The organism is Stenotrophomonas hibiscicola ATCC 19867 (assembly GCF_000382065.1).
GTDB classification, from domain to species: Bacteria; Pseudomonadota; Gammaproteobacteria; order Xanthomonadales; family Xanthomonadaceae; genus Stenotrophomonas; species Stenotrophomonas hibiscicola.
The window spans coordinates 288,946-307,673 of the sequence record NZ_KB907498.1 but is presented as its reverse complement, the minus strand read 5'-3'; the positions used below and the strand labels follow the sequence as shown (position 1 = coordinate 307,673).

Genomic DNA, 18,728 nt, shown 5'->3' with positions numbered 1-18,728 from the left:
TGGGCGCCGACCGTTGGTCGGCACACCTTATTCCGCCATCACGCGCCCACGTAGCGAGTTGGTAAGCGCTTCGGTGATCAGCACATCCACGAACTGGCCGATCAACCGCGCCGGCGCCGGGAAGTTCACCGAACGCATGTTCTCGGTCTTGCCGGTCAGCTCGTTCGGATTCTTGCGCGACGGCCCTTCCACCAGCACGGTCTGCACGGTACCGACCATCTTCTCCGAGATGCTGGCCGCGTGCGCATTGATGCGCTCCTGCAGGCGCGACAGGCGCGCGTGCTTCTCCGCATCGCTGATCGTGTCCTCCAGGTCGGCCGCTGGCGTGCCCGGGCGGCGCGAATAGATGAAGGAGAAGCTGTGGTCGAAGCCGATGTCTTCGATCAGCTTCATGGTCTTCTCGAAATCGGCATCGGTCTCGCCGGGGAAGCCGACGATGAAGTCCGAGCTGATCGAGATGTCCGGGCGCACCGCGCGCAGCTTGCGGATCTTCGACTTGAATTCCAGTGCTGTGTAGCCGCGCTTCATCGCCGACAGCACGCGGTCGCTGCCGGCCTGCACCGGCAGGTGCAGGAAGTTGGCCAGCTGCGGTACGTCGCGGAACGCGTCGACCAGCGAATCGCTGAACTCCAGCGGGTGCGAGGTGGTGAAGCGGATGCGGCCAACGCCATCGATCTCGGCGATGGTGCGGATCAGCAGGCCCAGGTCGGCGAACTCACCATCGCCATACGGGCCACGGTAGGCGTTGACGTTCTGGCCGAGCAGGTTGATCTCGCGCACACCCTGCGCGGCCAGCTGGGCCACTTCCACCACCACGTCCTCGAACGGGCGGCTGACCTCCGTGCCGCGGGTGTAGGGCACCACGCAGAACGAGCAGTACTTCGAGCAGCCTTCCATGATCGACACGAACGCCGAGGCGCCATCGGCACGCGGCTCCGGCAGGCGGTCGAACTTCTCGATCTCGGGGAAGCTGATGTCCACCTGCGGGCGCTTCTGTTCGCGCCGCGCGCGGATCAGTTCCGGCAGGCGGTGCAGGGTCTGCGGTCCGAACACCAGGTCGACGAACGGCGCGCGCTTGATGATCGCTTCGCCTTCCTGCGAGGCGACGCAGCCGCCGACGCCGATGATGACCTCGCGGCCCTTGTTCTTCAGGCCCTTCCACACGCCCAGCTGGCTGAATACCTTCTCCTGCGCCTTCTCGCGGATGGAGCAGGTGTTGACCAGGATGACGTCAGCGTCGTCCGGGGTATCGGTCAGTTCCAGGCCATCGCTGGCGGCAAGCACGTCGGCCATCTTGGCCGAGTCGTACTCGTTCATCTGGCAACCGTGGGTCTTGATGTACAGCTTGCCCTTGACCTGGTCGGGCTTGCGCGGACCAGCGGGCAGGGCAACGAGCGGGGTACCGCCCGGCGTGGCGGGCGGAAAGACGTCTGGCGTCCCGGTCATGGCGCTTAATCCATTCGGGTGGCGGGAAAGCGGGCAATTCTACCCGCATCCCGCGCCAGCCGCCGCGCCCTTGTAGAGCCGAGCCCACGCTCGGCTGCTCTTCCCGCTTCCCATGGGGCAGTCTGGCATGGCCTGGCTCTACTGAAGCCAGCCGAGCGTGGGCTCGGCTCTACAAGGAAAGCCGGCCGGCGCTGCTCCGGCGCTGCTTATGCCGCCGCCAGCTCCGCATCGATCTGCCGCGAACGGTCGAAGGCGGTCATCGCGCTCATCCGCGCAATGTAATCAGCCGTGGCCGGCGCAGGCTGCACCAGGCCGAAGGCCGTGGTCCAGGCCAGCGCATTGCCCCACAGCATATCGGCGGCACTCATCGTCCCGCCGAGCAGGTAGGGACCCTGTGCCAGCTGGGCCTCGACCACCTGCAGCACGGTGTCCGCATCGTTGTACGGTGACATCAGGCGCGGCGGTGGCTCGCGGTGCATCGCCTTGTCGATCATCGCTGGCTCGAAGCAGGCGCCGTAGAAGGCCATCCAGCGAAGGTAGGGCCCGCGCAGGGCGTCGCCGATCGGCGGTGCCAGCCCGGCTTCCGGATACAGGTCGGCCAGGTACAGATAAATGGCGACCTGCTCGGTCACCAGTGCGCCGTTGTGGACGATGGCCGGCACCTTGCCCATCGGGTTGATGGCCAGATAGGCCGGAGCCAGGTTGGCGCCGGCTTTCAGGTCCAGCACCTGCATGCGGTAGTCGGCACCCAGCGCTTCGAGCAGAGCCACGGCGCCGCTCGAGCGGGATCGGGCGGCGTGATACAGGGTGATCTGGCGTGAGGTCATGGCATTGCTCCTTGCGGTGGGTGGTGAACTGGAAGCCATCCTGGGGCACTATTGCGGACGACTTCTGTCCTCGATTCTTCATGCGCCATACCGCCCATCGACTGCTGCGCCTGATCGCCCTGCTGCAGGCCCGCCGCCAGTGGTCCGGGGCTGAGCTGGCCGAGCGCATGGGCGTGGACCGGCGCAGCATCCGCCGCGATATCGAGCGCCTGCGCGAGCTGGGCTACCCGGTCCACGCCTCGTCAGGGGTGGGCGGCGGCTACCAGCTCGGGGCGGGGGCGCCGGTATTGCCGATGCTGCTGGACGAGGAGGAGGCAACCACCCTGGCCATCGCCCTGCGTGCCGCGTCTGCGACCGTCGCCGGCATCGACGACACTGCGCGGGGCCTGTTGTCCAAGCTCGACCCGCTGGTGCCGACCCGCCGCCGCCGGCAGGCCGGGGAGGTGCATGCGGCGACGGCCACCCTGGCCGACCTTCCGTCCACCGACGCACGCCTGCTCGGACGGCTGGCCCAGCACTGTCGGCAGGCGTCGCGGCTGGCCTTCGAATACCGCAGCGCGCAGGAGGCTGTTACCCAGCGCGAAGTCGAGGCACAGCACCTGGTCAATTACGGCCGGCGCTGGTACCTGTTGGCCTGGGATCTGGGCCGGCAGGACTGGCGCACCCTGCGTGTGGACCGGATGGGCGCGGTGCGCGAATGCACCGAGCCCGGCCTGCATCGGCGCACGCCGGCACCCCCGGACGTGATGGTGCGGCAGGCGGTCAGCCAGGCGCCGTTCGCGCTGCAAGCCATCGTCCGCCTGGCCGGCAGCCGCGCCGAGCTGGAAGGCCGCATTCCTCCCTGGTGCGGGGTGCTGGAGGCGGATGGTGCCGAGCACTGCCTGCTGCGCATGGGGGCCGAGAGCCGGGGCATGATGCTGGCGCAGATCCTCAGCCTGGACCGCGTGCCGGTGGCGTTGTGGACCACACCGCCGGGCCTGCGCGATGAGCTGGCACAGCGTTTGGCCGAATTGGGCCAGGTGCTGGCTGTGCCGCCGGTCACAGGCTGAGCCACGTCGCTTGGCAAGCCCCGGCGAAGCTGGGACACTCGCGGCATGAAGGGGATACTGGGGACAACGGCGATCATCATCGCTGCGCTGACCGCTGCGCCGGCCAGCGCCGGCACCCTGTACAAGTGCCAGGGCGCCGACGGGGTCACCAGCTACGTGAGCAAGCGAGTGGCCGGCGCGCGCTGCAGCAGCATCAGCTACAGCCGCGATACCCGGCCGGCACCGCGCCCTGTGGTGGTCGCGCCGAAGCCTGCGCCGACCACCGTGGCCAGCATCGAACGCAATCCGGTCGCCGTGGCGGCCAGCGCCGCTGCGCCCACTGCGGTCGCGTCGACGCCTGCTGCCCCCGCGCCTGCTGCGGCACCGACGGCCTCGCGGGCCGGGCGGATGGTCAGCGGCCAGGTCTATTCCTTCATGAAGGATGGGGTGCGCCACTACACCAGTGCGCGGCCAACCCAGGTCGCCAACCTCGGCCCGGTGCGTACCATCCGCTACAGTTTCATGGAGCGCTGTTATGCCTGTGGCGTCAACCCACGCGTGGACTTCGGTTCGGTGCGCTTGAACACCACCGCGTTCCAGACCGAGATCACCTCGGCCGCACGCGAGTTCGGCGTCGAAGAAGCCGTGGTGCGCGCCATCATCCACGCCGAGTCGGCCTACAACCCGACCGCGCTCAGCCGCGCCGGCGCGCAGGGCCTGATGCAGCTGATGCCGCCGACCGCGGCCCGCTTCGGGGTCAGCGATTCCTATGATGCCGGGCAGAACATCCGCGGTGGCGTGCAGTATCTTGCGTGGTTGCTGAAGCGCTTCAATGGCGACCTGACCCTGGCTGCGGCCGGCTACAACGCCGGCGAGGGCGCGGTCGACCGCCACGGTGGCGTGCCGCCCTACAGCGAGACGCAGTACTACGTGCGCCGGGTCGGGCAGCTGGCCGAGCGTTACCGCACCGCCCTGAGTCACCAGTAGGTGCCGACCGTTGGTCGGCACTCCCTTGAACAGATGGGTGCCGACTGTCAGTCGGCACTCCTTGCAAAGAGCGTTGTGTGGCGCGCGACGGTTCCGCTACACTCGACCGCGATTCAATGCGGCTCTGGCCCCCACCGGATCCGCTGGCAGCCTTAAAGCTACCTAATCAATATCGGAGTGCCGGATGGCCAACGATGGGGTACACGATCCAGTCAACACCGGACGTCGGCGTTTTCTTTCTGCCACCACAGCCGTGGTGGGCGCCGTCGGCGTCGGATTCACCGCCGTTCCTTTCATCAAATCCTGGAACCCCAGTGCCCGCGCCAAGCTTGCCGGCGCACCGGTGGTGGCTGACATCAGCGCCCTGCAGGAAGGCCAACGCCTGATCGTGGAATGGCGTGGCCAGCCGATCTGGATCGTCAAGCGGTCCAAGGCCATCCTCGATGCGCTGCATGGGCTGGACGGCCGTCTCAAGGACCCCGAGTCCGGCGAGAAGGACCAGCAGCCGGACTATGTGCTCAAACAGAACCCCGAGCTGCGTTCGATCAAGCCGGATATCTCCGTGCTGGTTGGGCTGTGCACGCACCTGGGCTGTTCGCCTGAAATGGTGGCCGAAATCCGGCCCGAGCCGTACGACCCGCAGTGGAAGGGCGGCTACTTCTGCCCCTGCCACAAGTCGCGCTTCGACATGTCCGGCCGCGTCTTCAAGGACGTTCCGGCGCCGATCAACCTGAAGGTGCCCGCGCACCATTACCAGGACGACAACACCATCATCATCGGTGTCGATCCGCAGGGGGCTGCCTGATGGCCAATATCCTCAGCCGTACCGCCAGCGGCGTGGCCGACTGGGTCAATGCCCGCGCGCCGGGCCTGATGCCGGTCTATCGCAAGCATGTGAGCGAGTACTACGCGCCGAAGAACTTCAACATCTGGTACTACTTCGGTTCGCTGGCGCTGCTGGTGTTGGTCAACCAGATCGTCACCGGCATCTTCCTGACGATGCACTACAAGACCAGCGCCGCCGAGGCGTTCGGCTCCATCGAGTACATCATGCGGGACGTGGAGTGGGGCTGGCTGATCCGCTACATGCACTCCACGGGTGCCTCGCTGTTCTTCATCGTGGTCTACCTGCACATGTTCCGTGGCCTGCTGTACGGCAGTTACCAGAAGCCACGCGAGCTGGTGTGGATCCTCGGCATGCTGATCTACCTGGTGTTGATGGCCGAAGCGTTCATGGGCTACGTGCTGCCGTGGGGCCAGATGTCGTTCTGGGGCGCCAAGGTGATCATCTCGCTGTTCGGTGCCATACCGGTGATCGGCAACGGCCTGACCGAATGGATCATGGGCGATTACCTGCCCAGTGACGCCACGCTCAACCGCTTCTTCGCGCTGCATGTCATCGCCTTGCCGCTGGTGCTGTTGCTGCTGGTGGTACTGCACCTGGGCGCGCTGCACGAAGTGGGTTCGAACAACCCCGATGGCGTGGAGATCAAGAAGGGGCCGAAGGGCAACCGCTGGTCGCCGAACGCTCCGGCCGACGGTATTCCGTTCCACCCGTACTACACGCTCAAGGATGGTGTAGGCGCCGGCTTCCTGCTGATCATCGCCGCCTTCATCATCTTCTTTGCGCCTGGTTTCGGCGGCCTGTTCCTGGAGCACGACAACTTCACCGAGGCCAACCGCCTGGTCACCCCGGAGCACATCAAGCCGGTCTGGTACTACACGCCGTACTACGCGATGTTGCGCGTGGTGCCGAACAAGCTCGGTGGCGTGCTGGTGATGTTCTCGGCCATCGCGATCCTGTTCCTGGTGCCGTGGCTGGACAAGGCGAAGGTGAAATCGGTGCGCTACCGCGGCTGGATCTCGAGGGTGATGCTGGGCGTGCTGGCGGTGTGCTTCGTGTGGCTGGGCGTGATCGGCTCCGGCCCGGGCACCGACGTGCATGAAACCTACATCGGGCGGGTGCTGACCTTCCTGTACTTCGCCTTCTTCATCACCATGCCGCTATGGACAAGGCTGGACAAGACCAAGCCGGTACCGGAGAGGGTGACCACGCATGACTGAGCGCTGGATGGTCCGGCTGGCCCTGGCGGCCACCCTGATGCTGGGCAGTTTCCTGGCCTCCGCCGCCGAGGGCGGAACCAAGCTGCTGCAGGCAGGCAACGATCTGGGTGACCGCGCCTCGCTGCAGCGCGGCGCACAGTTGTACATGAACTACTGCTCCGGCTGCCATGCGCTGAAGTACCTGCGCTATTCGCGGATGGCGCAGGACCTGGGCCTGACCGAGGAAGAGGTGATGAACAACCTCAACTTCACCGGCTCGGCGATCGGCGACCCGATCCCGGTGGCGATGCCCAAGGAGAACGCGGAGAAGTGGTTCGGCAAGATGCCGCCGGATCTCAGCCTGATCGCGCGCGTGCGCGGCAGCGACTGGGTCTACACCTACCTCAAGTCGTTCTACCTGGACAGCAGCCGGCCGCTGGGCTGGAACAACGCGCTGTTCGCCAACGCCTCCATGCCGAACCCGCTGTGGGAGATGCAGGGCCTGCAGCACGCCGTGCATGGCAAGGCCGAAGGCCCCGGCATGGACCCGCCGGTGACCGGCCTGCGCATTGAAACGCCAGGTTCGGTCGATGCCGGGCAGTACGACCAGGCGGTGCGCGACATCACCAACTTCCTCGAATACGCCGGCGAGCCGGCCGCGCTCAAGCGCCAGCAGCTGGGCGTGTGGGTGATCCTGTTCCTGGCCCTGCTGACCTTCCTGCTGTACCTGCTGAAGAAGGAATACTGGAAGGACGTCCACTGATTCGGCCGCCGGCCATCGCACGGGCCTATTGGCTTTTGTGATGGTCGGTTGCACACTCGGGGAGGAGTCGACCGTCGGCACGGTGCCGGCGGCGCCGATGCGGCAGGCGGTCTCCTGTCGTGGGAGAGCCTTTGATGGCGGCGAGCGTACGCATGCGCAATACACTGACGCTGTTTTCCTCGAACGACGATGTGCTGTGCCACCGGGTGCGCCTGGTCCTGGCGGCCAAGGGCGTCACCTTCGACTTCGTTCCGGTCGATCCGTAGAACCCGCCCGAAGACCTGATCGATCTCAATCCGTACCACTCGGTGCCGACCCTGGTGGAGCGCGAGCTGGTGCTCTACGCCGCGTCGGTGGTGAGCGAGTACCTGGACGAGCGCTACCCGCATCCGCCGCTGATGCCGGTCGATCCGCTGTCGCGTGCGCGCATCCGCCTGGCGATGCTGCGCATCGAGCACGACTGGGTGCCGCAGGTGCAGGCCATCCAGCTGGGCAACAAGACCCAGGCCGAGGCCGGGCGCAAGCGTCTGAAGGAACTGCTGACCGCCTCGCTGCCGCTGTTCAAGGCCAGCAAGTTCTTCCTCAACCCGGAAATGAGCCTGGCCGACTGCGCCATGGCCCCGATCATCTGGCGGCTGCAATCGCTGGATGTGCCACTTCCGAAGGATGGCAAGGCGATTGAGGACTACGGTAACCGCATCTTCCGCCACCCCGGTTTCGTCCGTAGCCTGACCGAGCAGGAAAAGAAGCTGCGCGACCTGCCGGCCTGATCCGGCCCGCGTTACCCGTCTGCACGCCGACCGGCGTGCAGGCGATCCGCCCCGGCGGGGCGCCGGGCGCGTACACTTCACGCATGACCGAAGACTTCTTCCACATGACCAGCCACCGCCCGTACCTGCTGCGGGCGCTGGTGGAATGGATCAACGACAACCAGCTGACCCCGCACATCCTGGTCGACGCCGGCGTTCCCGGCGTGCAGGTGCCGCCTTCGGCGGTCAAGGATGGCCGGGTCGTGCTCAACATCGCCGAACGTGCCGTCGTACGGCTGATGATCGACAACGAGATGGTGAGCTTCTCGGCGCGCTTCTCCGGTACCAGCTACCCGGTGCAGGTGCCGATCAGCGCCGTGCTGGCGGTCTATGCCCGCGAGACCGGGCAGGGCATGGCGCTGCCGGATGATATCCCGGGCAGCGAAACCGCGCCGACCAGCGACGAACTGCTGCACGAGGAAGGCACGCCGCCGGACGATACGCCGCCAGCCAGCCCGCCGCCGAAGGGGCGGCCGAACCTGCGCGTGGTCAAGTAACCAAGTAACGGTGGGTGCCGACCGTTGGTCGGCACGCCTTCAGCCCTTACACATCCTCGGCATCCTTCGCATCCGGCCGGATCTGGCTGATCCGCGCCGCGCCGGGGCCGGTGAACGAGATCAACTGGTCGCCACGCAGCACCATGCGACCCACGTGGCGATCGATGCCATCGTAGGAATACTCGAACTTGAAGGTGCGCTCGAACCCAAGCCGGCCATCCTCGCCGCGCGACAGGCGCAGGCCGGTGGCGTGCACCGCCTGATCCAGCCATTGCACATCAGCTGCGCGGCAGGCATTGCGGCCCAATTCAACGGCGCGCTCTGCGGCCGAGCGTGCCGCGTTCCAGAAGAAGTAGATGATTCCGCCGGCAATCAGCAACAACAGCAGGGTAGGCATGGCGTCAGCCGTCAGAGGTCGATCCCGCAAAGATGGCGGCGAACGCGCGCTGGATCAAGCGCCGCACTCACCGCCGCGGCTGCGGTTCGCTGGACACCGGCTGCGCGGGCACGATGATCGGTTGCGGTGCCGGAGTGTGCTGCATCGGCGTCGCAGTGGGCGAGGGCATCACCAGCGGTGAGGTTGCAGTCAGCTGCAGCAGGGCTGCCCAGTCCTGGCGGTTGAAGCTGCATTCGTCCTCGCGCCCTGGCGTGCAGCTCGGGTCGATGCCGGTGCTGTTGCGTTCGCGCGCCGGTGGCAGCTTGATCAGCCCGGTGCGGTCCAGCGGCAGCAGCCGCATCGCTACGGTGTTCATCACGTTGCCACCGACCAGGTACAGGGTCTGGTCGCCCCCCAGGTTGGCGGCCACCACCACTTCGCAATGCGACTTCCAGTGGCCCACCGAGCCGTTGCCCAGCGCCTGCACCAGCCCGCTGTAGCTGAGCGTGGTGCTGCGGTCGCGCAGGAAGCACAGCAGGTCGCCCGGCGCGGGTTTGGCCGTGGCCGGGTCGACCAGCCGGTACGGCACGCCCGAGGGGCCGCCCTGGTATGCGGCACGGATGTAGTCGATGTGGCGAGGCGAGGTATTGAAGCCGGGAACGCCGGACTGCACCATTACCCAGGAGATGAACGCGGCCGACCACGGGTTGTCGATCAGGAACGCGCGGCAGTCACTGTCGGTGTAGCGCGTGCCCAGCGGTGCCAGGCAGCTGCTGGCGCCGGCGATGCTGCCCATCGCGTTGAGCGTGCCGCTGTTTCGCCAGTAGCCAGCCACGCGCTGCCAGGCGATCAGTCCGTTGTCGGCCAGGTGATCGCTTTCGGCCTCGGTGACGCTGAGGCTGGCGGCACGGCCTTCACGATCGATGAAGGGCCGGTACCAGAGCCGGTGCTCATTGCAGGCGGTGTTGCGGATGGCCACCGCCAACGGACTCAGGCCAAAGCGGGGCGGAACATCGCAGGCTTCGGCGGCCGCTGCGGACAACGGTGCCGCGGCCAGCAGCAGGCAGGCAGGCAAGAGCATCCGGCGCATGCACGGCTCCTGTGGGGGATGCCGGCAGCGTCGCAGAGGCGGCCGTAGCCGAGCCGTGAAGGCGTTCCGGTCGTGCAGAGCCGAGCCCACGCTCGGCTCATCGCGCAAAGCGGGTGCAGGGCGCGCCGCAGATCGAGAAGCAGCCGAGCGTAGGCTCGACAACGTCCCGCAGGCCTCAAGCCGGCGGCGGGCCCAGCTTCAGCGACAGATCGATGGCCTGCACATGCTTGGTCAGCCCGCCGATGGAGATGCAGTCCACGCCGTCTTCGGCGATCGAACGCAGGCCGCCCAGGCCGACGCTGCCGGAGACTTCCAGTGGAATGCGGCCGGCCGTGATGCGTACGGCTTCGCGACGCAGGTCGGGGCTGAAGTCGTCCAGCAGGATGCGTTCGCACCCGGCTTCCAACGCCTGGCGCAGCTGCGCCAGGTCTTCGACCTCCACCACCAGCGGCAGCGCAGGCCACTGCCGGCGTGCGGCGGCCACCGCTGCGGCCAGCGAACCGGCGGCACGGATATGGTTCTCCTTCAGCATCACCGTGTCGTAGAGGCCGAAGCGGTGGTTCTCGCCACCGCCGCAGCGCACCGCGTACTTCTGCGCCAGGCGCAGGCCGGGCAGGGTCTTGCGGGTGTCGAGGATGCGCGTGCCGGTACCGGCCACTGCCGCTACGTAGCGGGCGGTGGTGGTGGCGGTGCCGGACAGCGTCTGCAGGAAATTCAGAGAGGTGCGCTCGGCACTGACCAGACTGCGGCTGCGCCCGTGCAGCAGGGCCAGCACGGTGCCGGCAGTGACCGGGTCACCTTCGGAGACATGCCATTCGATGCGCACCTCCGGGTCGAGTGCGCGGTGGGTGGCGTCGAACCAGGGGCGACCGGCGATCACTCCGTCCTGCTTGCACAGCAGGTAAGCGCTGTCGGCCTGGTCGGGCAGCAGCGCAGCGGTGACGTCGCCGCTGCCCAGGTCCTCGGCCAGCGCACGCGCGACATCGGCGGCGACAACGGCCGCGTCCGGCGTCGGCAGCGCGCTCATGCGGCCGGGAAGTCGGCGATCTGGGCGGTGGGAATGGCTTCCTCGGCCAGCAGCACCGGAATGCCATCGTCCACGCGGAAGACCTGCTTGCGGTCGCGGGTGACCAGTGCCTCGCGCAGCGGCTGCGCCAGCGGGTTGCCATCGGCCTTGGTTACCGCGCCGGCGGAAATGGCCTTGTTGAGGGCTTCCAGGCCCTTGCCATCCAGCAGGGACAGGGGCTGGCGGGTGTCCGGCGACACCAGCAGGTCGAGCAGCTTGCGATCCATGGTTCTTCGTCTTGCGTGGAAGATGGCTAGAATACGTCTTTAAGGCAGGTGACGGCCAATGACCCCCAACCCGATCGCGCCGCTTGTCGGCATCGTCATGGGTTCCCGTTCCGACTGGGAAACCATGCAGCACGCCGCCCAGAAGCTTGAAGCCCTGGGTGTTCCGTTCGAAGTGAAGGTGGTGTCCGCGCATCGGACGCCGGATGTGTTGTTCAGTTACGCCGAGCAGGCGGGCCCGCGTGGCCTGCGGGCCATCATCGCCGGTGCAGGCGGGGCCGCGCACCTGCCGGGCATGATCGCTGCCAAGACCGCCGTGCCGGTGCTGGGTGTGCCGGTGCAGTCCAAGGCCCTCAACGGCATGGATTCGCTGCTGTCGATCGTGCAGATGCCGGCCGGTATCCCGGTCGCCACCTTTGCCATCGGCAACGCCGGCGCCTCCAACGCCGCGCTGTTCGCCGCTGCGATGCTGGCCAGCGACCAGCCGGCGATCGGCCAGGCGCTCGATGCCTTCCGTGCACGCCAGACCGAAGACGTGATGGCCCACGACGATCCGCGCCAATGAGTCTGATCGTCGGCATCCTGGGCGGCGGCCAGCTCGCCCGCATGATGGTCCTGGCCGGTGCGCCGCTGGGGCTGCGCTTCGAACTGTATGACCCGGCCGCTGATGCCTGCAGCGGCCCGCTGGCGCCGCTCACCGTGGGCGCCTTCGATGACCGCCAGGCCCTGGCGGACTTCGCTGCCAAGGTCGATGTGGTCACCTTCGATTTCGAGAATGTGCCGGCCGACAGTGCGCAGTGGCTGGCCGACCGCGTGCCGGTCTACCCGCCGCCGTCGGCGCTGGCTGTCGCACAGGACCGGCTCAGCGAGAAGACCCTGTTCCAGCAGCTGGGCATTCCGCTGCCGGCCTTCGCCGATATCCGCAGCCGCGACGAACTGGCCGCCAAGGCCGCCGAATTCGGCCTGCCGTGCATCCTCAAGACCCGTCGCCTCGGCTATGACGGCAAGGGCCAGTTCCGCCTGCGCAACGAGGCCGACATCGATGCCGCGTGGGATGCGCTGGGTGCACAGGTCGAGCGTACCGGCCTGATCCTGGAAGGCTTCGTGGCCTTCCAGCGCGAAGTCAGCGTGGTTGCCGTGCGTGGCCGCGATGGCAGCTTCGAGGCCTGGCCGGTCACCGGCAACTGGCATGTCGACGGCGTGCTGTCGGCCAGCGTGGCCCCGGCCGTGCTGTCCGACACCGAGCAGCAGGCCGCGATCGGCTATGCCCGCCGCGTTGCCGAGCACCTGCAGTACGTCGGCGTGTTCGCGCTGGAGCTGTTCTGCCGCGATGGCGAACTGCTGGCCAACGAGATGGCGCCGCGCGTGCACAACTCCGGCCACTGGACCATCGAAGGCAGCGAAACCTCGCAGTTCGAGAATCACCTGCGCGCCGTGCTGGGCCTGCCGCTGGGCAGCACCCGCATGCTGGGTCACGCCTGCATGCTGAACTGGCTGGGCGTGATGCCCGACCCGGCACCGGTACTGGCCCAGGCCAGCGGCCACTGGCACGACTACGGCAAGGAGCCGCGCGAGGGCCGCAAGGTCGGCCACGCCACGTTGCGCGACGATGATGCCGCTGCATTGGCCGATGCGCTGGATCAGGTTGGCCTGGAACTGGACCGCCAGGCCCAGGTGGCGCCGGCGGTACACGCGCTGCGCAATAGCTGAGCCCGGGCGTGCCGGCCAATGGCCGGCACAACCTTGTATGCCTGCAACGGTGTGGCGCGCCGGTGCAGGCATCGGCGCACCATTGCCGGTGGTAGCGTGGAGCTCCTTTCACAGGAGTCACGACCATGCTCGACTGGAATGCCTACCGCAAGGAACTGAAGGGCCGTATCGGCGAGATCGGCAAGCTCTCGCCGGACACGGTCAAGGGCTACGCGACCCTGGCCAATGCCGGCGCCCAGACCAACCATCTGGATGCCAAGACCCGCGAACTGATCGCGTTGGCAGTGGCGGTGACCACCCGCTGCGATGGCTGCATCACCGTACATGTGGATGCAGCACTGAAGCATGGCGCCAGCCGCGAGGAAATCGCCGAGGCACTGGGCGTGGCGGTGTCGCTCAATGCAGGCGCCGCGCTGGTGTATTCGGCACGGGTGATGGACGCGGTGGCCGCGCACGAGAACGCGTGAAGCGTGATCTGTAGAGCCGAGCCCATGCTCGGCTGGCCGGACAGCAGCCGAGCATGGGCTCGGCTCTACAGGGGTCAGCGCAGCTGGCTTTCGGCGAATTCCCAGTTGACCAGCTGCCAGAAGGCATCCAGGTAACGCGCCCGGTCATTCTGGTACTCGGTGTAGTAGGCGTGCTCCCAGACATCGCAGCACAGCAGCGGGGTGCTCTCACCGGTCAGGGGTGTGCCGGCGTTGCGGGTGGCCTGGATGCCCAGCTGCCCGCCCGGATGCTGCACCAGCCACACCCAGCCCGAGCCGAACAGGCCCAGCGCGGCGCGGTTGAACTCCTCGCGCAGGCGCTGCGCGTCACCGAACTGGCGCTTGACCAGCTCGCCCAATCGGCCCTGCGGCTCGCCGCCGCCGCGCGGCCGCAGGCACTGCCAATAGAAGCCGTGGTTCCAGGCCTGGGCGGCCGCATCGAACAGCCTGCCCTGGGCGTGGCGGACGATCTCATCCAGCGACGCTTCCTCCCACTCGGTGCCGAGGATGCCGGCGTTGACGGCATCTACATAGGCGCGATGGTGGCGGCCGTGGTGCAGTTCCACGGTCTGTGCGGACAGGTGCGGCTGCAGGGAGCCGGGAAGGTAGGGCAGGGCAGGCAATTCAACAGGCATGGACAGGTTCGTGGCCAGAGGGGCGGCGGCAGCCGGTTCCATCCGCTTACAATGGCGGCTACCGTGGGCAGTCTAGCCGACCACCGCGGTCGGTTTGTCCGGCGAAGCAAGGAGTGTGGTTGTGGCGGTAATGCAGCAAATCCAGGCCGAGGTCGATCGTTACCCGCTCGTGCTGTTCATGAAGGGCACCCCGCAATACCCGATGTGCGGCTTCTCCAGCCGCGCGGTACAGGCGTTGATGGCGGCCGGCGCGGTCACCCTGCGCACCGTCAACGTGCTGGAAGAACCCGAGATCCGCGCCAACCTGCCGCGCTTTTCCAACCTGCCGACCTTCCCGCAGCTGTTCATCAACGGTGAGTTGATTGGTGGCTGTGACATTGTCCTGGAGTTGTTCGAAGCCGGCGAGCTCAAGCGCATCGTCGAAGAGGCGACCCAGGGATGAGTGCCTGGCCATCGACGTCACCGGCCGACGGGGCGCTCGATGGCCGCCCGTTGCAGGATCGCGTAGTGCTGGTCGCCGGTGCCGGTGGCGGATTGGGTAGTGCGGCGGCAGTGGCCGCTGCGGCCGCCGGTGCCACCGTGGTCCTGCTGGGCCGCAAGCCGCGCCGCCTGGACCGTGTCTACGCCCAGGTGCAGGCGGTCGGCCCGGAGCCGCTGCTGTATCCACTGGACCTGGAAGGCGCGGGCCCCGACGACTATGCCGAGCTGGCCCAGGCCCTGCAGCGCGAGCTGGGGCGATTGGACGGCCTGCTGGTCTGTGCCGCTCACTTCCCTGGCCTGACCCCGTTTGAACTGGCCGACCCGGCCAGTTTCGCCCGCGCGGTGCACGTCACCCTGACCGCGCCGGCCTGGCTGGCCCAGGCCTGCCTGCCGCTGCTGCGGCAGCGTGAAGATGCGGCGCTGGTGTTTGCGGTCGATGCTCCCGAACGGGTGGGGCAGGCTTACTGGGGCGGTTATGGCGTGGCCCAGCATGGCCTGCGTGGCCTGATCGCCAGCCTGCACGACGAACTCGGCCGCAGCCCGGTACGGGTCAGTGGCCTGTACCCCGGTCCGCTGCGCACAGCCCTGCGGGCCCGGGCCTATTCCGTTGATCAGGACCCGGCCGCCCAAGGCCCGGAAGCCGCAGCGGCAGCGGCGGTGACCCTGTTGTCCGGCGCTGGCGCCGCCTGGCGGGGCAAGATTCTCGATGCCAGGGAGGCGCCCCCCGCCGAGTGAGTGCCGGGGAAAGGCGGAGTGAAGAGCCCGTCACGATTGCGTTGCGAACCGGTGCCGTTTGTCGCACAACCGTCACATTGATGGCGTAGCGTGTTAATCTAGTGTTAACCGTTAGGGCTGCCTTCAGCCGAGCGGTAGGGAACCCCAGATAACTCTCCGATCAGCCACCCGCAGGGCTGCTTGGATGCGCTTTTTTTCCGCCATCGCCAACTCGCATCGAGGCTACCGAAAAATGACCCACCCACTCCGGATGTCCAAGCTTACCCTTGGTCTCGTGGCTGCACTTGCTGCCGCTCCCGCCTTCGCCCAGAGCAGCACCTCCGCCGGTGTCGGCGGCCAGGTGATGTCCGCCGCAGGCCAGCCTGTTGCCGGCGCTGAAGTCACCATCACGCACACCGAGTCGGGCACTGTTTCGCGTGCCACCACCGATGCGTCGGGTCGCTACAACGCGCGCGGCCTGCGCGTGGGTGGTCCGTACACCATCACCATCACCAAGCCCGGTGAAGGCACCAAGACCGAAGAAGGTGTCTACCTGAACCTGAACCAGGTCAACACCGTCAATGCCAACCTGGGCGGTGATCTGGCTGCGACCAACCTGGACGCGGTGAACGTTGTCGCCACTGCCGGCGGCCTGGACCTGTTCAGCGCCAACAAGATGGGCACCGGCACCAACGTGACCCGCGAAACGATGGATGCATTGCCGTCGGCCAGCCGCAACATCCAGGACTACGTCCGCCTGGATCCGCGCATCTCGCAGGTCAGCAAGGCTGACGGCGCGATCTCGGCCGGTGGCCAGAACACCCGTTACAACGCCATCCGCATCGACGGCATCAGCGCCTCCGATCCGTTCGGCCTGGGCTCCAACAACCTGCCGACCGAGCGTCAGCCGGTGTCGATGGACGCCATCCAGGAAATCAACATCGACCTGGCCAACTACGACACCACAATCGCCGGTGGCACCGGTGCGGTGATCAACGCCGTGACCAAGTCGGGCACCAATGAATTCCACGGCACCGTGTACGGTTCGTACCGCGACAAGGACATGGTCCGTTCGCGCCTGGAAGGTGACAAGCAGGACTTCAACGGCTTCGAGGACGAGAAGACCTACGGCATGACCTTCGGCGGCCCGATCGTCAAGGACAAGCTGTTCTTCTTCACCAACTACGAAAAGTACGAGCGCTCGGCCGCCGGCGTCGCGCTGAGCGACACGCCGATCGGCCGTGGCACCATCACCCAGCAGCAGATCACCGACGTCCAGAACTTCCTGGGCAAGCTGGGCTACGATCCGGGCAGCCTGACGGCGCCGAACAGCAAGACCGAGATCGAGGAGTATGCGGTCAAGCTGGACTGGAACATCAACGAGAACCACCGTGCGGCCCTGCGCTACAACAAGATGGAGCAGAACGTCGTTCGCTTCCCGCAGGTCAGCAGCAGCGCCATCTCGCTGAGCAACTTCTGGTACCAGCAGCCCACCGAGTACGAAACCTGGATGGGCGAACTGTTCAGTGACTGGTCCGAGAACTTCTCGACCGAGTTCAAGGTCTCGCACAAGGATTACTCGGCCAACCGCGTCCCGCTGGTCGACATGCCGCAGATCCGCATCAAGTCGGGCAACGATTCGCTGTACGTCGGTACCGAACAGAACACCCACGTCAACATCGTCGAGTCGAAGGAACTGAGCGCCTTTGGTGCCGGTACCTGGTACATCGGTGACCACACTGTCAAGTTCGGCTTCGATTACTCGAAGAATGACCTGATGAACTTCTACGGCCGCAACCTCAACGGCGTGTACGAATTCAACAGCGTCAACGATTTCCTGGCGGGCAAGGCTTCGCGCTACCAGCTGCGTGCTCCGCGCGCCGATGGCAGCCGCAGCGACATCCCGGCCGACTTCACCCTGAAGAACACCGGCGTGTTCGTGCAGGACACCTGGGCAATCAACTACAACCTGAACCTGATGTTCGGCGTGCGCATCGACATGCCTGACTTCAGCACCCAGCGCCTGTACAACCCGCGCATCGAGCAGCTGTACGGCTTCAACAACACCAAGCTGGTCGACAAGAACCTGGTGCAGCCGCGCGTCGGCTTCAACTACACCTTCGACAGCGATCGCCCGACCCAGCTGCGCGGTGGCGTGGGCCTGTTCGGCGGCGCCGCCCCGAACGTGTGGCTGGCAGGTGCCTACCAGAACACCGGCCTGAACTACATCGAGTACGACGAGCGCAGCATCCCGGCCGGTGCCTTCACTCCGGACGGCAACAACCCGTACATCCCGGCCGGTGGCCCGGCTTCGGCCCGTCAGAACGTCGACATCATCGCGCCGGGCACCCGCCTGCCGTCGGTGTGGAAGGCCAACCTGGCGTTCGACCATGAGCTGCCGTGGTACGGCATCGTCGCGTCGGCCGAAGTGCTGTTCACCAAGGTCAAGGACGGCATCTACTTCGACCGTCTGGACGTGTCGGCGCCGACCGCCTTCGGTCAGGATGGCCGCGCGATCTACTGGAACGATGCTGGACGCAACTCGGCGAACACTCGCATCGATAAGGGTGTCGACTACGGCATCTCCACCGGTACCAAAAATGCAGTTGATCGTTTCAACCGTCCGAAGGACATCGGCGACGTTCTGGTCCTGCGCAACACCGACAAGGGCCGCGGCACCCAGGCCACCTTCTCGCTGGCCAAGCCGTTGACCGAGAACTGGGGCTGGTCGCTGGGTTACACCTACACCAAGTCCACCGAAGTCAGCCCGCTGTCCAGCTCGCAGAACACCTCGAACTGGAACAACACGCTGATCTTCAATGCCAACGAGAACGTGGCCTACAACTCGCGTTATGCGATGAAGGACCGCGTCACCGGCACCCTGGAGTGGAAGTACAACTTCTTCGGTGACAACGCTACCCGCGTCGGCCTGTTCTACGAAGGCCGTTCGGGCCGTCCGTACAGCTACATCTTCTACAACGATGCCAACGGCGACGGTGCTGCCACCAACGACCTGTTCTACGTGCCGAAGGGTCCGGGCGACGTGCTGTTCACCGGCGGTGCCGCGATGGAGAAGCAGTTCTTCGACTGGCTGGCGCAGAACCCGGAACTCGATGCCTACCGTGGCAGCGTAGTCCCGGCCAACCGCCACCGCGCCTCGTGGGTCAACAGCTTCGACGTCCGCGTCAGCCAGGAATTCCCGGGCTTCATGAAGGGGCACAAGGGTGAAGTCGCCCTGGACATCATGAATGTCGGCAACCTGCTGAACAAGAAGTGGGGCCTGATCGACGACTACGGCTTCTACTCGACCCGTCGCGTTGCCAACTACGCAGGTATCGATCCGGCCACCGGCAAGTACGTGTACTCCTTCACTGGTTCGACCGACAACCCGTCGGTGCAGGAAAACAACAACGACAAGGGCAACACCGCCGTGTCGCGTTGGTCGATGCAGCTGACCCTGAAGTACAAGTTCTGATCCATCAGCGCTTGAAGTGGTAAGTGGAAACGGCCGGGGAAACCCGGCCGTTTTCCGTTCAGGCGAAAGTCCT

General features: G+C 66.4%; 19 protein-coding genes and 1 pseudogene. 13 read left to right on the top strand and 7 right to left on the bottom strand.

Annotated features, from left to right (window positions below; translation table 11 throughout):
• Positions 1–27: 27 nt before the first annotated feature.
• Positions 28–1,446, bottom strand: a complete 1,419-nt coding sequence (gene miaB / locus G370_RS0101650) for a tRNA (N6-isopentenyl adenosine(37)-C2)-methylthiotransferase MiaB (protein WP_019659034.1) — start codon at positions 1,444–1,446, stop codon at positions 28–30.
• A gap of 206 nt (positions 1,447–1,652) precedes the next feature.
• Positions 1,653–2,273 carry a glutathione S-transferase family protein gene (locus G370_RS0101645; protein ID WP_019659033.1) on the bottom strand — a complete coding sequence of 207 codons (621 nt, stop codon included), beginning with the start codon at positions 2,271–2,273 and terminating at the stop codon, positions 1,653–1,655.
• Positions 2,274–2,353: 80 nt separating this feature from the next.
• Here G370_RS0101645 and G370_RS0101640 point away from each other — a divergent pair, with 80 nt between their 5' ends.
• From G370_RS0101640 to G370_RS0101610, 7 genes and pseudogenes are all read left to right on the top strand, one after another.
• Positions 2,354–3,322: a helix-turn-helix transcriptional regulator gene (locus tag G370_RS0101640; RefSeq protein WP_019659032.1), complete on the top strand. Its 969-nt coding sequence runs from the start codon at positions 2,354–2,356 to the stop codon at positions 3,320–3,322.
• Positions 3,323–3,367: 45 nt separating this feature from the next.
• Positions 3,368–4,288, top strand: a complete 921-nt coding sequence (locus G370_RS0101635) for a lytic transglycosylase domain-containing protein (RefSeq protein WP_019659031.1) — start codon at positions 3,368–3,370, stop codon at positions 4,286–4,288.
• A gap of 184 nt (positions 4,289–4,472) precedes the next feature.
• Positions 4,473–5,093, top strand: coding sequence for a ubiquinol-cytochrome c reductase iron-sulfur subunit (petA, locus tag G370_RS0101630; protein WP_004151998.1), 621 nt, complete (start codon positions 4,473–4,475; stop codon positions 5,091–5,093).
• Positions 5,093–6,352: a cytochrome b gene (locus G370_RS0101625; RefSeq protein ID WP_019659030.1), complete on the top strand. Its 1,260-nt coding sequence runs from the start codon at positions 5,093–5,095 to the stop codon at positions 6,350–6,352. The genes petA and G370_RS0101625 overlap by 1 nt, the downstream gene beginning before the upstream one ends.
• A complete protein-coding gene (locus G370_RS0101620) occupies positions 6,345–7,094 on the top strand; it encodes a cytochrome c1 (protein WP_019659029.1) in 750 nt (249 codons plus the stop codon). The genes G370_RS0101625 and G370_RS0101620 overlap by 8 nt, the downstream gene beginning before the upstream one ends.
• 134 nt (positions 7,095–7,228) lie before the next feature.
• Positions 7,229–7,864: pseudogene (locus G370_RS01000000120645) on the top strand (glutathione S-transferase N-terminal domain-containing protein).
• Positions 7,865–7,947: 83 nt separating this feature from the next.
• A complete protein-coding gene (locus tag G370_RS0101610) occupies positions 7,948–8,400 on the top strand; it encodes a ClpXP protease specificity-enhancing factor (protein WP_019659028.1) in 453 nt (150 codons plus the stop codon).
• A gap of 46 nt (positions 8,401–8,446) precedes the next feature.
• Here the strand turns inward: G370_RS0101610 and G370_RS0101605 are convergent, their stop codons facing one another.
• From G370_RS0101605 to G370_RS0101590, 4 genes are all read right to left on the bottom strand, one after another.
• Positions 8,447–8,797: a DUF3301 domain-containing protein gene (locus G370_RS0101605; protein ID WP_019659027.1), complete on the bottom strand. Its 351-nt coding sequence runs from the start codon at positions 8,795–8,797 to the stop codon at positions 8,447–8,449.
• 67 nt (positions 8,798–8,864) lie between these two features.
• A complete protein-coding gene (locus G370_RS0101600) occupies positions 8,865–9,866 on the bottom strand; it encodes a DUF2272 domain-containing protein (protein WP_019659026.1) in 1,002 nt (333 codons plus the stop codon).
• A 175-nt stretch (positions 9,867–10,041) separates the two neighbouring features.
• Positions 10,042–10,893, bottom strand: coding sequence for a carboxylating nicotinate-nucleotide diphosphorylase (nadC, locus tag G370_RS0101595; RefSeq protein ID WP_019659025.1), 852 nt, complete (start codon positions 10,891–10,893; stop codon positions 10,042–10,044).
• Positions 10,890–11,159, bottom strand: coding sequence for a Trm112 family protein (locus G370_RS0101590; protein WP_019659024.1), 270 nt, complete (start codon positions 11,157–11,159; stop codon positions 10,890–10,892). The genes nadC and G370_RS0101590 overlap by 4 nt, the downstream gene beginning before the upstream one ends.
• 58 nt (positions 11,160–11,217) lie before the next feature.
• Here G370_RS0101590 and purE point away from each other — a divergent pair, with 58 nt between their 5' ends.
• The 3 genes from purE (at position 11,218) to G370_RS0101575 (ending at position 13,333) form a co-directional block, all read left to right on the top strand.
• Positions 11,218–11,721 carry a 5-(carboxyamino)imidazole ribonucleotide mutase gene (gene purE / locus G370_RS0101585; protein WP_005412808.1) on the top strand — a complete coding sequence of 168 codons (504 nt, stop codon included), beginning with the start codon at positions 11,218–11,220 and terminating at the stop codon, positions 11,719–11,721.
• Positions 11,718–12,866, top strand: a complete 1,149-nt coding sequence (locus tag G370_RS0101580) for a 5-(carboxyamino)imidazole ribonucleotide synthase (RefSeq protein ID WP_019659023.1) — start codon at positions 11,718–11,720, stop codon at positions 12,864–12,866. Before purE ends, G370_RS0101580 begins: the two co-directional genes overlap by 4 nt.
• Before the next feature lie 125 nt (positions 12,867–12,991).
• Positions 12,992–13,333, top strand: coding sequence for a carboxymuconolactone decarboxylase family protein (locus G370_RS0101575; protein WP_019659022.1), 342 nt, complete (start codon positions 12,992–12,994; stop codon positions 13,331–13,333).
• Positions 13,334–13,407: 74 nt separating this feature from the next.
• Here the strand turns inward: G370_RS0101575 and G370_RS0101570 are convergent, their stop codons facing one another.
• Complete coding sequence (locus tag G370_RS0101570) at positions 13,408–13,986, bottom strand: superoxide dismutase (protein WP_026346913.1); 579 nt, start codon at positions 13,984–13,986, stop codon at positions 13,408–13,410.
• A 121-nt stretch (positions 13,987–14,107) separates the two neighbouring features.
• Between G370_RS0101570 and grxD the strand changes: the two genes are divergently transcribed.
• The 3 genes from grxD (at position 14,108) to G370_RS0101555 (ending at position 18,655) form a co-directional block, all read left to right on the top strand.
• Positions 14,108–14,428, top strand: a complete 321-nt coding sequence (gene grxD, locus G370_RS0101565) for a Grx4 family monothiol glutaredoxin (RefSeq protein WP_005408852.1) — start codon at positions 14,108–14,110, stop codon at positions 14,426–14,428.
• Positions 14,425–15,201, top strand: a complete 777-nt coding sequence (locus G370_RS0101560) for an SDR family NAD(P)-dependent oxidoreductase (protein WP_019659020.1) — start codon at positions 14,425–14,427, stop codon at positions 15,199–15,201. Before grxD ends, G370_RS0101560 begins: the two co-directional genes overlap by 4 nt.
• A gap of 232 nt (positions 15,202–15,433) precedes the next feature.
• Entirely contained in the window at positions 15,434–18,655 is a 3,222-nt protein-coding gene (locus G370_RS0101555; RefSeq protein WP_019659019.1) for a TonB-dependent receptor, read from the top strand.
• Positions 18,656–18,728: the final 73 nt, after the last annotated feature.